Origin of the sequence: Rhodococcus sp. YH1, from assembly GCF_009939605.1 — a bacterium.
In the GTDB taxonomy this organism is placed as follows: domain Bacteria; phylum Actinomycetota; class Actinomycetes; order Mycobacteriales; family Mycobacteriaceae; genus Rhodococcus; species Rhodococcus aetherivorans.
Genome location: NZ_WVTE01000062.1, coordinates 1 through 12050, shown reverse-complemented (window position 1 = coordinate 12050; position 12050 = coordinate 1). Strand labels below are relative to the sequence as shown.

Sequence of the window (12050 nt, the reverse complement as noted above, 5' to 3'; positions counted from 1 at the left end):
CGTCGGTGAGGATCACCGGGTCGACGTAGCGGTCGTGCACCGACTCGCGACCGCCGACGACGGCCTCGGCGCCGTGATCGAGGGCGTCGTCGATCTGGCCGCGCACGATGTCGATCTGCCGGGGCAGCGTCATCGGGCCGTAGCTGGCGTCGTCGGTGCCGCCGGGGCGCACCCGCTCGATCGTGGCGGTGAGCTTGTCGAGGAACTGCCGGTAGACCGGCTCGACGACGTAGATGCGTTCGACGCCGGCGCAGGTCTGGCCCGCATTCCCGAACGCGCCGAACGCGGCCATCTCCACGGCCTTGTCGAGGTCGGCGTCCTCGGCGACGATCATCGCGTCCTTGCCGCCGCACTCGGCGACGAGCGGGGTGAGGGTCTCGGCGCACACGGCCATGACCTTGCGGGCGGTGGCGCCGGAGCCGGTGAAGGCGATCTTGTCGACACCGGAGCGGGCGAGTGCCGCGCCGGTCTCGCCGAGGCCGGTGACCACCTGGAACACCGGCTGCGTGGGAGCGAGCGCGTTCCACTTCTGCTCGAGCCACCTGCCCACGCCCGGGGTCAGTTCGGACGGCTTGAACACGACGGCGTTGCCGGCGGCGAGGGCGTAGGAGATCGAGCCCATCGGGGTGTAGACCGGGTAGTTCCACGGCCCGATGACGCCGATCACGCCGAGCGGCTGGTACTCGAGGGTGGCGTGCTGGTTGGCGCTGGCGAGGCCGGACGGCACCCTGCGGGGGCGCAGCACCTTCTTGGCGTTGCGGGCGGCCCAGTCGAGGTGCTCGATCGCGAGCATCACCTCGAGGAAGGCGTCGCCGCGCGGCTTGCCGGTCTCGGCGGAGACGACGGCCGCGAGGGCCTCGGCGTCGGCGGCGACGGCCTTCTTGAACTCGAGCAGCCAGTCCCGGCGGCCGCGGAAGCCCTGGGCGGCCCACCAGCGGGCGGCCGACCGGGCGCGGTCGACGGCGGCGGCCACGTCGGTGGCGTCGGCGATCGGGTACTCCGCGAGGACGGAACCGTCGCGCGGGTCGAGGCTGGTGAACGTGGCGGACGGGGGAGCGGGCGACGGCGTGCCGGGGGTGCTGAGGTCCTGGGTCATGGAGTGACGCTTCCTTCACTGGGTCGCATCAAATATATTTGATGTGATTCACTGTCGTGGATCTCACACTAGGCGGCGCGCCCGGCGTCGACAACCCCCCACTACTTGTCCAGGCCAGGAGGCCGATCCCATGCACACCAACCTCACCGAGTTCACTCCGGAGCAGCAGGACTTCGCGGCGGCCGTCGCCGACTTCTGCCGCCGTGAGGTGGGCACCCGCGCCCAGCGCGACGCCCTCACCGACCACGGCACGCACAGCCACAGCCAGGAGCTGTACCGGAAGATGGCCGACCTCGGCTGGCTCGGCGTGACCGTCCCCGAGGAGTTCGGCGGGTCCGCCGGCAGCACGGTCGACCTGTGCATCCTGCTCGAGCAGAGCACGCGCGGCATGGCCCCCATCGGCGGCATCGGCCCCACCCTCATCACCGGCGCCGCCTACGAGAAGTTCGGCACGCAAGCGCAGAAGGAGACCGTGCTCGGGGGCATCGTCGAGGGCCGGTCCCAGTCCATCTCCATGTCCGAGCCCGAGGCCGGTTCCGACGTCGGCTCCCTGACCTGCCGCGCCGAGAAGGTCGACGACGGTTGGCTGATCAACGGCCAGAAGACCTGGTGCTCCAACGCGCACTTCGCCGACAACATCCTGCTCGTCGCCCGCACCGACCGCAGCGGCGCCAAGCACCAGGGCCTGACCATGTTCCATCTGCCGGCCGGCACGCCGGGCCTGAAGATCAGCGGCATCGACACCATGGGCGGCAAGGAGGTCAACGACCTCTACCTCACCGACGTGCGCCTGCCGGAGGACGCCGTCGTCGGCGAGGTCGGCAACGGCTGGACCCAGCTGATGGCCGGGCTGAACACCGAGCGGCTCATCCTGGCCGCGATGATGCTCGGCACCGCGCAGCGCGCCTTCGACGACGCCCTGCAGTTCGTCACCGAACGCAAGCAGTTCGGCCGCCCGGTCGGCACGTTCCAGGCGATCCGTCACCGGGTCGCGGACCTGGCCACCGAGATCGAGGCGACCCGGCTGCTGGTGTACCGCGTCGCGCGCCTCGTCGATGCCAACCCGGGCACGCTGTTTCCGCGCGAGGCGTCCATGGTCAAGCTCAAGGCCACCGAGGTGGCGAAGAAGACCGCCCTCGAAGGCATGCAGATGATGGGTGGCTACGGGTACGCCACCGAATTCGACATGGAACACCACGTGCGCAGGACGATCGTGTCGACGATCTTCGGCGGCACCAACGAGATCCAGCGCGACATCATCGGCAAGAGCTACGGGCTGTAGACCGATGACGGCACCGGCCCGAGCGTCGCGCGGACTACGGCGACGGCCCCAGCTCTCCGAGGAGGTCGCGACCCACCTGCGCGGACTCATCATCTCCGGTGCGCTGCGGCCCGGCGACTTCGTGCGGCTCGACGAGACCGCCGCCGAACTCGGGGTCAGCGTCACCCCGGTCCGGGAGGCGCTGCTGACGCTGCGCGGCGAGGGCTTGGTGCAGTCGGTACCCAACCGCGGCTACGTCGTCTCGCCGCTCGACCGGGGCGACGTGGCCGACATCTTCTGGCTGCAGAAGCAGATCGCGGTGGAACTGGCCCTGCGCGCGCTGCGCTCCGCGGAACCCGCGGACCTCGAGCGGTTGAGCGCCCTGAACGATGCGCTGTGCCTGGCCGTCGAGTCCGGAGAGGCACAGCGGATCGCCGACGCGGAGTTCGAGTTCCACCGGGACCTGAACCGGATCGCGGCCAGTCCGAAGCTCGCCTGGTTTCTCTACTGTGCGGCGCGCTACACCCCGTACCGGCTCTACGCGGCGGATCCGGGTTGGGGCCGGCTCGCTGTCGCGTCGCACGCCCGGCTGATCGACGCGTTCCGCAGGGGGGACCGCGCCGAGGTGATCGCGCAGACCGAGGTGCAGTTCGACGACGCGGTGGCCCGGTTGCTGGCCCCCCTGGACCGGATCGCACCTCGCAGCTGACCCGCACCCCGGGTGGCGGTGGTTGCGGTGGTGGTGAGGGCCGAATGTCACATTCCTTCGATCAGACCGAAGTGATGTGACATTCGGCCACTGCCAACAGGATCGGGCGCTACAGCGCGACGTCGCGTTCGAGGCCGAACCAGTAGTGTTCGCCCGCGTCGAAGACGAGCTTGCCCTTGCCGTTCATGACCCCGACGAGCGTGTCGTCGTCGGCCTTCTTGAAGTGGTCGAACACGGGCATGCCGTCGTAGACCATCGTGGCGGTGACCTCGCCGCGGAACCGGATCTCCCACAGGCTCGCCTCGCCGCGCCCGGTGTCGACGTCGGAGAAGAGTTCCCCGTTCGCGTCGTAGCACAGCAGCGGCTGCACGTCGTCGGCGGCGGCGAACTGCTTGCCGTACCACCGGGCCCGGCCGAGGCGGGTGTGGGTCCGGTGGCCGGTGTCGAAACTGAATCCGCGCCAGCGATATCCGACGAGATCGCCGAGGCGGGCGGGCTCCAGACGCGTCCACAGGGCGTCGAGTTCGCGCGGGGAGATCACGTCGGTCCGGCTGCGCAGTGCGGCCAGCTCGTCGGCCACGGTCATGGTCACTCCTGAGGGTCGAAGGTGAGTACTGCCTTGACGACGTCGCCGGCCCGGACGGCGGCGAGCGCCTCGTCGAATCGTTCGAACGGGAAGGTGCGGATCAGTTTCTCCACCGGGAACGAGCCCTGCTGCCACAGGCGGACGAGTTCGGGGAGGAACACGTGCGGGTCGGCGTCCCCCTCGATCACCCCGGTGAGGGTGCGCCCGTTGAGCAGATGCGTCTGGTCGACGGTGACCGGATTCCGGCCGGCGCGCAGTCCCAGCGTGGCGCAGGTGCCGGGGATCGTGAGCGAGGCCAGTGCCTGCCGGATCACCGCTTCGGTACCGACGGCTTCGACGGCGTGATCGACGCCCCCACCGGTGATCTCGCGGATCCGCCGGCCGGGGTCGGGGTGCTCGTCGGGGTTCAGTGTCTCCGTCGCACCGAGTTCGCGGGCGAGCGCGTGCCGCCGCGGGTTCGGGTCGACGCCGACGACGGTGCCGCACCCGGCGATCCGGGCGGCCATGACGGCGGCCATGCCGACCGCGCCGAGACCGAACACGGCGATCGACGAGCCGGGTTCGGGCCGCAGGACCCGCAGCACCGCTCCGGCGCCGGTCTGCAACCCGCAGCCCAGCGGTCCGGCCGGGACGAGCGGAACGTCGTCCGGCAGGCGCACGGCGTTGCGTTCGGTGGCGATCGCGAGGGACGCGAACGACGACTGTCCGAACCAGTTCCCGTGCAGAGGCGCCCCCGACGAGTCGCACAGGGTGGTCGAGCCGTCCGCGCGACGGCCGCCGTAGTTGAGCGGGGCGAAGCGGGTGCAGTAGGCCGGCCGGCCGCGCGCGCAGTTGCGGCACGTGCGGCACGAGTCGAATCCGAGCACCACCGGGTCGCCGACGTCGAGATCGGTGACGTCGGGACCGATCTCGACGACGGTGCCCGCACCCTCGTGCCCGAGGACGGCCGGCAGCGGGATCGGGATCCCGCCGGCGGCGGCGGTGAGATCGGTGTGGCAGATGCCGACGCCACCGATCCGGACGAGGACCTCGTCGGGCCGCAGCGGCGGCAACTCGATCGGCTCCGCCCGCGGCGTCGTCCCGTAGTCGCGCAGTACCGCCGCGGTGGCCGTGTGCGTCACGAGTTCGCCTCCCGCGGGGCGCTGTTGCCGAGGAGGGTGACCAGCATCAGTTGCTGCACCCGGCTCTCGTTGGACGGGGTGGGTTCGAAGTGCATCAGCCGGCCTATGTCGAGCACGAGGTTCAGCGCGGCATGGACCAGGAATCGGCACTCGACCGCGGACAGGCCCGGCCGGACGTCGGCGAGCAGACGGGCCCATTCCTCGACGTTGAGCCGCTGGATGTTGCGCAGGTCGGTGCGGTGGGCGGCGGGCAGGCTGCCGATCTCCGTGAAGTACACCGACATCAGCTCGCTCTGGGCGAAGGACAACCGGACGTACACGTCGGTGAGGGCGCGCAGCGCCTCGGCCGGAGACGTGGAGTCGGCCAGCGCGGTGTTCACGGCGACGGAGAGCCGGTCCGCGGCCCGGTGGAAGGCCGCGGCGAGCAGGTCGGACTTGCTCGCGAAGTGCCGGTAGACCCCGGAGGCGTTGATGCCGGCCGCGGCGCCGATCTCCTCGATGCTCACGTCGTGGTACCCGCGGGCGTGGAACAGCAGGATCGCCTCGTGCAGCAGCACCTCGCGTTTGTTGGCGACGGCGAGGCCGGGGGTCCGGACGGCCGCGGCGCGCGACGGGCCGGCCGCCTCGAGCCGGACCGCGGCCACCGACCGGCACGCGTCCAGCAGCAACCGCTCGATCCGGCGGTTGGACAGCGGCGCCCGATGGGCGGTGATGCTGCCGACGACGCTGAGCATGGCGGCGCTGAGCAACACGTTGTCCGGCTCCGGCAGGTCCGGGCGCAGGGCGGCCAGGGCGGCGCCGACACGGCGGTTGACGCCCCAGATCACGCTGCGGACCTCGCTGCGGTCCTCGGCCGTCAGGTAGCGGTTCTCCCACCGGTAGAGCCCGGCGGTGCGACGGCACTCGACGGTGGTGCGGATCGCGGCGAGCAGCAGCCGGTCGAGCCGCTCGGCGGGGTCGTCCACCGCGTCCTCGTCCGCCTCGGCGACGGCCGTGCCGAGCGTCGTGCCCAGGCTCAGCGCGGCGTCCCGGAACAGCGCGTACTTGTTGGGGAAGTGCCGATAGAGGGCGGGGCCGGAAATGCCGACCGCGGCGGCGATCTCGTCGATCCCGACGCCGTGGTAACCGCGTTCGCTGAACGCTTCCGCCGCGACCGCGGCGATCTGTGCCTTGCGGTTCTTCGGCCGCCGTCGCGGAGCCGGTGCCGCCTCGGTCGACGTGCGGGCGGTCGACCGTGTCCGCGTCGCCCGCGAACCGGTCCGGGTCTGCTCCGCCACCGTACCTCCATCCATGCCGGGCGTGGTCCCGGCAGCCTATCGCAAACGTTAGCGCCCAGCACCATATCCGCGGCGGCGAATTCCCTCGGGCCGCTCCGTGGAAAGGCCTGCGGAGAGCCCTTGACAAACCAGACCGCACCCCGCGAAAGTTAACGGGAATTCTTAAGGTCATCGCGGTACCCGGCGCTGCGCCGGACGTGTCCGTCCCCTGCGCTCGCGGCGCAGGTCCAGGATCCGAGGAGGTCCAGTGAGAACCCGATTCACCGAGGCATTCGGGGTCGAGCACCCCATCGTCCAGGGCGGGATGATGTGGGTCGGTCGCGCCGAGCTCGTCGCCGCCGTGGCCGAATCCGGCGCCCTGGGATTCCTGACCGCGCTCACCCAGCCGACGCCCGAGGACCTCGTGAAGGAGATCGCCCGGACCCGCGAGCTCACCGACAAGCCCTTCGGCGTCAATCTGACGATCCTGCCGTCGATCACCCCGCCGCCGTACGCCGAGTACCGGCAGGCCATCATCGAGTCGGGCATCAAGATCGTCGAGACCGCCGGCTCCAACCCGGTCGACCATCTGCCCCACCTGAAGGACGCCGGCGTCAAGGTCGTCCACAAGTGCACGAGCGTGCGGCACGCGCTCAAGGCGGAACGGGTCGGCGTCGACGCCGTCAGCATCGACGGGTTCGAGTGCGCCGGTCATCCCGGCGAGGACGACGTGCCCGGCCTCGTCCTGATCCCCGCGGCCACCCGGCAACTGCAGATCCCGGTGATCGCCTCGGGCGGCATCGCCGACGCGCGCGGCCTCGTCGCCGCGCTCGCCCTGGGCGCGGACGGGATCAACATGGGGACCCGGTTCATGTGCACCGTCGAGTCGCCCGTCGCACACGCGGTCAAGGAACAGATCGTCGCCAACACCGAACGCGACACCAGGCTCATCTTCCGCACCCTCCACAACACCGCCCGCGTGGCGGCGAACTCGATCAGCGTGGAGGTCGTCGAGATCGAATCGCGCGGAGCCGAGTTCGGCGACATCGCGCACCTCGTCGCCGGGGCGCGTGGCCGGAAGGTGTTCGAGGACGGTGATCTCGAGGCGGGCATCTGGACGGCCGGGCAGAGCCAGGGCCTGATCGACGACATCCCGACCGTGGCCGAACTCGTCGACCGCATGGTGACCGAGGCGGAGTCGATCATCGAGGACCGGCTCCGCGGATTCGTCGGACAGGGGGTCCGGGCATGAGTACGCCGACCGTCGAGGGGCTGCGGTCGGAACTCGCCGACGGCATCCTGCGTCTGACCATCGACCGGCCGAAGCGGATGAACGCCGTGGACCTGCCGACCATGCGGGCGCTCGGCGCCGCGCTGGACCAGGCCGGCGCCGATCCCCGGGTTCGCACCGTCGTCCTCACCGGCGAGGGGAGCGCGTTCTGTACCGGAGCCGATATCGCTGCGGCGGCGACGAACCCGGCCGACCCGTCCGAGGTCATGGACGCCGCGAACGCGGTGATCCGATCCATCGCGACGGTTCCGGTGCCGGTGATCGCCGCCGTCAACGGCCCGGCCGCGGGGGTGGGTGTGTCGATGGCTGTCGCGGCGGACCTCACCTACGCCACGGAGAGCGCCTACTTCCTGCTGTCGTTCGTGAACATGGGGCTGATGCCCGACGGCGGCGCGAGCCTGCTCGTTCCTGCCGCGGTCGGACGTGCGCGGGCCGCGGAGATGGCGTTGCTCGGCGAGCGGGTCTCGGCCGCGGACGCCGACCGGTTCGGCCTCGTCGCGCGCACGCTGCCCGACGCGGAGTTCGCCGCGCACGTCGACGCCGTGGCGGCCCGGACGGCGACCACGCCGCGGCGCGCCGTCGCGCTGACCAAGCGGGCCCTCGCCGCCGCGACGCTCGGCCGGCTCGACGACGCGCTGGCACGGGAGAAGAGCGGCCAGACGGAGCTGCTCGCCTCGGCGGACTTCGCCGAGGCGGCCATGGCCATGCTCGAGAAGCGCCCACCCCGATTCTCCTGACGATCGCTCGCATACTTCCAGGCCCGGGTGCCCGGGCCGCCGAGGGGCGGGTCTGCGCCGATGATCTCTGTTATACCCCTGGGCAGCAGTAACATTCATGCCGGAGAGCGGTCCCGTGCTGCGTGCACCCGCCCCTGCATCGACGGTCAGATCGAATGAGAATTTCGATTAACAAAGTGGTGGCCGAATGTGGCCGATGCCTGTAATGTGCCTCACATCGAGAACCGGGATCGCGTCCCGTCGGCACCCCCGTCACGCCCCGAGAGGAACCCTCATGGTCACCCCGTCAGCCCTCGCCGAGACCCAGCGCCTGCGCCGCAACAACTGGAACAACCACGTCGCGCGGCACGCTCTGATGATCCCGGACCGCACTGCGCTGCGGTTCCAGGGCCGGTCGATCACGTGGGCGGAGTTGCACGAGCGGGTCGAGCGGCTCGCCGACGCCCTCGCGCGGCGCGGCGTCGGTTTCGGCGACCGGGTCGTCGTCCTCATGCTCAACCGCCCCGAGTATCTCGAGACCGTGCTCGCCGCCAACGCCCTCGGTGCGATCGCCGTCCCGGTCAACTTCCGCCTCACCGCACCCGAGGTGGCATTCCTGCTGCGGGACAGCGGATCCAAGGCGATCGTCGTGGAAGCGCCGCTCGCTCCGCTGGCCGCCGCGGCCCGTGCGGAGAGCGAAGGCCTGGAACTGTCCGTCACCGTCGGCGGCATCCCCGAGGGCGACGGCCTCGCCTACGAGGATCTGATCGCCGAGGCGGGCGACCCCCACCCGGCGGTCGACGTCCCGGACGACACCCCGGCCCTGATCATGTACACCTCCGGCACCACGGGCCGGCCCAAGGGCGCGGTGCTCTCCCACAGCAACATGTCCGCGCAGGCGCTCACGTGCATCCGCGCGTTCCACCTGTTCGACGAGTCCGGCGTCGGGTTCTGCGCCTCCCCGATGTTCCACATCGCCGCGCTCGGCGCGATGGCGCCCAACCTGATGCTGGGCGTTACCACCGTGATCCATCCGGTCGGGGCGTTCGACCCGAACGACCTGCTCGACGTCCTCGAGGCCGAGCAGGTCACCAACCTGTTCCTCGTGCCGGTGCAGTGGCAGGCGGTGTGCGCCGCCCAGCAGGCGAATCCGCGGAAGCTGGCCCTGACCAACATTTCCTGGGGCGCGGCGCCGTCGTCCGACACCATCCTGCGCGCCATGGCCGAGACGTTCCCCGACGCGTCGAACGTCGCGGTGTTCGGCCAGACCGAGATGTCGCCCATCACCTGCGTGCTGGACGGCGCGGACGCGCTGCGCAAGCTCGGTTCCGTCGGCCGCGTCATCCCGACGATCCAGGCGCGCGTCGTCGACGACGAGATGAACGACGTGGCGCCCGGTCAGGTCGGCGAGATCGTCTACCGCGGGCCCACCATGATGAGCGAGTACTGGAACAACCCGGCTGCAACGGCGGATGCGTTCCACGGCGGCTGGTTCCACTCCGGCGACCTCGTGCGCGTCGACGCGGAGGGATTCGTCTACGTCGTCGACCGCAAGAAGGACATGATCATCTCCGGGGGTGAGAACATCTACTGCGCCGAGGTCGAGAACGTGCTGTTCTCGCATCCGAAGATCCTCGAGGCGGCCGTGATCGGGCGTCCGGACGCGAAGTGGGGCGAGGTGCCGGTCGCGGTGATCGCGTTGCGGCCCGGCCACGACGATCTCACGCTCGACGAGTTGCAGCCGTTCTTCGACGCGCAGCTCGCGCGCTACAAGCATCCGAAGGAGGTCGTGATCGTCGAGGCCCTGCCGCGCAACGCCAGCGGCAAGGTCGTCAAGCACCAGCTGCGCGGCGGCCTGTCGGCGGTCGTGCAGGGCTGAAGACCGCAGGGGCCGAAGGGGTTCCATCGGGGTATTGGGGACGCCGCGATGACGCGTACGGGAGTGTGGGAGTGACGTTCGAGCTGCCCAAGGCGAGGGGGCCGGTGCACGACCTGGCGATCCAGGTGGGTGCGCTGGTGGGGTTCTCGGTGGAGACCCTCGCCACGACCGTGCGCGTCGTCGTCGGCCGTCGCCTCTCGCTCCGCGAGACGATCACGCAGTCGCTGTTCATCGCCAAGGTGTGCAGCGGTCCGGCCCTGCTGCTGATGCTGCCCGTGGGGGTGCTCATCGCGGTCTCCGTCGGATCCCTGGCGGGCCAGCTCGGAGCCGGCGCCTACTCCGGCGCGATCGTCGCCTTCGTCGTGGTCGGACAGGCGGCCGCACTCGTGTGCGCCCTCATGCTGGCCGGCGTGGGCGGCTCCGCGATCTGCGCCGATCTCGGCGCCCGCACCATCCGCGAGGAGATCGAGGCGATGGAGGTGATGGGGCTGAACGTCATCGAGCGCCTCGTCGTGCCGCGGCTGCTCGCCGCGGTCCTGGTGTCGGTGATGCTCTGCGCGCTCGTCACGCTCGTCGGAGTGGGCGCCTGCTATCTGTACGAGATCTACCTCAACGATGCCTCCGGCGGCGGATTCCTCCGCACCCTGGGCGAATACGGCCGGTTGTCGGATTTCGCGACGGCGATGGTCAAGTCGGCGTTCTTCGGGATCACCTCCGCCCTGATCGCCGCGTTCAAGGGCCTGCACGCCAAGGGCGGTCCCAGCGGCGTGGCCGACGCCGTCAACGAGGCGGTCGTGCTGGCATTCGTCATGGTGTTCGTCGTCAACACCGTTCTGTCCCAGATGTACACCGTGATGGTGCCGGCCGTGGGGACGTACTGATGCTCTCCTGTTCGGCGGTGACACAGGCCCGGGCCGTCCATCGGTCGCTGACCGGGGTCGTCGGCGCGTTCGCCACGGTGGGCCGGCACGTGGTGTTCGCGGTCGAGGCGATCGCCGGTGTCCCCACGGCGCTGCGCCGCTACTTCAAGCACGTGATGTACCACGTGGGGGAGGTCAGCTTCGGCTACGCCTCCCTGCTCGCCGGGGGCGGCACCATCGGCATCGTGTTCGCGATGTCCGCCGTCGCCGCGATGATGGTCGGAGTCGAAACCCAGCGGGGTCTCGAACTGATCGGGATGACCTCGCTGTCGGGCATGCTCTCCGCTCTGGCCAACACCCGCGAACTGGCGCCGGTGGTCGCGTCCATCGCCCTGGCCGCGAAGGTGGGCACCGGCTTCACCGCGCAGCTCGGCGCCATGCGGATCTCCGACGAGATCGACGCCCTCGACGCCATGGCCGTGAAGTCGGTGCCCTTCCTGGCCAGCACCCGGCTCATCGCCACGGCCGTGTGCGTGGTCCCGATCTACATGGTGGGCCTGCTGTCCGCGTTCGTCGCGACGCGCCTCGTGGTCGTCACCTTCCAGGGCAACTCGGCCGGCACCTACGACTACTACTTCCACCTCGCGCTCTCCCCGGCCGACCTGTGGTACTCGCTGACCAAGGCCGTCGTGTTCGCGGTGATCGTCGGCATCGTGCACTGCTCGTACGGCTACCACGCCACGGGCGGCCCGGAGGGCGTCGGCCGGGCCGCCGGGCGCGCACTGCGCACCAGCATCCTGGCCATCGGCATCACCGACGTGGTCCTGACCTTGGCGTTGTGGGGTCTCGTGCCCACCGTGCCGGGGGTGGGGCTGGCGTGACGACCCAACGCGACCGGACGACTCCGTCCGGCACGGGCATCCCGCCGAACGGCCGGACCCGGTCCGCGGCGCCCCGCCGCAGTCGCCGGCTCGGACTGCGCACCGGCACGCTGGCCGTCGTCGGTGCGCTCGCCGTCGCGGTGCTCACCGTCACCGGCGGACTGCTCGTCGTCTCCGGATCCGGTGGGCTGTCGAGGGATCCGGAGATCACCGCCGTCGTCCCGGCCGGCGCCGGGGTGATCTTCGGTGCCGCGGGTGTGCAGTACCAGGGCGTGCACGTCGGCCGTCTCGCCCACCTGGACGCGGGTGTCACCGGCTCGCGTATCACGATGCAGCTCGACCCGGACGCGATCCGGAACATCCCGGCAGCAGTGCGGGTGCGGATCGTGCCGCG

At 70.6% G+C, this 12050-nt stretch carries 11 protein-coding genes and 1 pseudogene; 8 read left to right on the top strand and 4 right to left on the bottom strand.

Annotated features, from left to right (window positions below; genetic code table 11):
• Positions 1-1096, bottom strand: a 1096-nt coding sequence (locus tag AIIKEEIJ_RS06600) for an aldehyde dehydrogenase family protein (RefSeq protein ID WP_161995246.1), incomplete at its 3' end; no start/stop codon positions are given.
• Positions 1097-1226: 130 nt separating this feature from the next.
• Between AIIKEEIJ_RS06600 and AIIKEEIJ_RS06595 the strand changes: the two genes are divergently transcribed.
• Positions 1227-2378 carry an acyl-CoA dehydrogenase family protein gene (locus tag AIIKEEIJ_RS06595; RefSeq protein ID WP_006947471.1) on the top strand — a complete coding sequence of 384 codons (1152 nt, stop codon included), beginning with the start codon at positions 1227-1229 and terminating at the stop codon, positions 2376-2378.
• A gap of 4 nt (positions 2379-2382) precedes the next feature.
• The gene (locus tag AIIKEEIJ_RS06590) at positions 2383-3066 is read left to right on the top strand and encodes a GntR family transcriptional regulator (protein ID WP_161995245.1); all 684 of its coding nucleotides are present in this window, start codon (positions 2383-2385) and stop codon (positions 3064-3066) included.
• A gap of 109 nt (positions 3067-3175) precedes the next feature.
• On the opposite strand, the gene AIIKEEIJ_RS06585 is transcribed toward AIIKEEIJ_RS06590, so the two are convergent.
• From AIIKEEIJ_RS06585 to AIIKEEIJ_RS06575, 3 genes are read right to left on the bottom strand one after another with little or no spacing between them, the layout of a single operon-like run.
• On the bottom strand, positions 3176-3652 hold the full coding sequence (locus AIIKEEIJ_RS06585) for a DUF4334 domain-containing protein (protein WP_006947474.1): 477 nt from the start codon (positions 3650-3652) through the stop codon (positions 3176-3178).
• A gap of 2 nt (positions 3653-3654) precedes the next feature.
• Positions 3655-4773 (bottom strand): zinc-binding dehydrogenase, encoded by a 1119-nt coding sequence (locus AIIKEEIJ_RS06580; protein ID WP_161995244.1) that lies wholly within the window; start codon positions 4771-4773, stop codon positions 3655-3657.
• A complete protein-coding gene (locus AIIKEEIJ_RS06575) occupies positions 4770-6050 on the bottom strand; it encodes a TetR/AcrR family transcriptional regulator (protein WP_072634058.1) in 1281 nt (426 codons plus the stop codon). Before AIIKEEIJ_RS06575 ends, AIIKEEIJ_RS06580 begins: the two co-directional genes overlap by 4 nt.
• 247 nt (positions 6051-6297) lie before the next feature.
• Here AIIKEEIJ_RS06575 and AIIKEEIJ_RS06570 point away from each other — a divergent pair, with 247 nt between their 5' ends.
• The 6 genes and pseudogenes from AIIKEEIJ_RS06570 to AIIKEEIJ_RS06545 all read left to right on the top strand — a co-directional run.
• Positions 6298-7281 carry a nitronate monooxygenase gene (locus AIIKEEIJ_RS06570; RefSeq protein WP_161995243.1) on the top strand — a complete coding sequence of 328 codons (984 nt, stop codon included), beginning with the start codon at positions 6298-6300 and terminating at the stop codon, positions 7279-7281.
• Entirely contained in the window at positions 7278-8057 is a 780-nt protein-coding gene (locus tag AIIKEEIJ_RS06565; RefSeq protein ID WP_161995242.1) for an enoyl-CoA hydratase-related protein, read from the top strand. The genes AIIKEEIJ_RS06570 and AIIKEEIJ_RS06565 overlap by 4 nt, the downstream gene beginning before the upstream one ends.
• A gap of 274 nt (positions 8058-8331) precedes the next feature.
• Positions 8332-9915: a fatty-acid--CoA ligase FadD5 gene (gene fadD5 / locus AIIKEEIJ_RS06560; protein ID WP_006947483.1), complete on the top strand. Its 1584-nt coding sequence runs from the start codon at positions 8332-8334 to the stop codon at positions 9913-9915.
• A 71-nt stretch (positions 9916-9986) separates the two neighbouring features.
• Positions 9987-10796, top strand: a complete 810-nt coding sequence (locus AIIKEEIJ_RS06555; RefSeq protein ID WP_029547144.1) for an MlaE family ABC transporter permease — start codon at positions 9987-9989, stop codon at positions 10794-10796.
• Positions 10796-11656, top strand: a complete 861-nt coding sequence (locus tag AIIKEEIJ_RS06550; protein WP_161995241.1) for an ABC transporter permease — start codon at positions 10796-10798, stop codon at positions 11654-11656. The genes AIIKEEIJ_RS06555 and AIIKEEIJ_RS06550 overlap by 1 nt, the downstream gene beginning before the upstream one ends.
• Positions 11653-12050 (top strand): annotated as a pseudogene (locus tag AIIKEEIJ_RS06545) (MCE family protein); the annotation flags it as partial. The gene AIIKEEIJ_RS06550 and the pseudogene AIIKEEIJ_RS06545, both read left to right, overlap by 4 nt.

Bases quoted from the DNA above. Each gene is read 5' to 3' on its own strand.
- AIIKEEIJ_RS06595 (WP_006947471.1), top strand. From the start codon at position 1,227: ATGCACACCAACCTCACCGAGTTCACTCCGGAGCAGCAGGACTTCGCG.
- AIIKEEIJ_RS06550 (WP_161995241.1), top strand. From the start codon at position 10,796: ATGCTCTCCTGTTCGGCGGTGACACAGGCCCGGGCCGTCCATCGGTCG.
- AIIKEEIJ_RS06585 (WP_006947474.1), bottom strand. From the start codon at position 3,652: ATGACCGTGGCCGACGAGCTGGCCGCACTGCGCAGCCGGACCGACGTG.
- fadD5 (WP_006947483.1), top strand. From the start codon at position 8,332: ATGGTCACCCCGTCAGCCCTCGCCGAGACCCAGCGCCTGCGCCGCAAC.
- AIIKEEIJ_RS06565 (WP_161995242.1), top strand. From the start codon at position 7,278: ATGAGTACGCCGACCGTCGAGGGGCTGCGGTCGGAACTCGCCGACGGC.
- AIIKEEIJ_RS06590 (WP_161995245.1), top strand. From the start codon at position 2,383: ATGACGGCACCGGCCCGAGCGTCGCGCGGACTACGGCGACGGCCCCAG.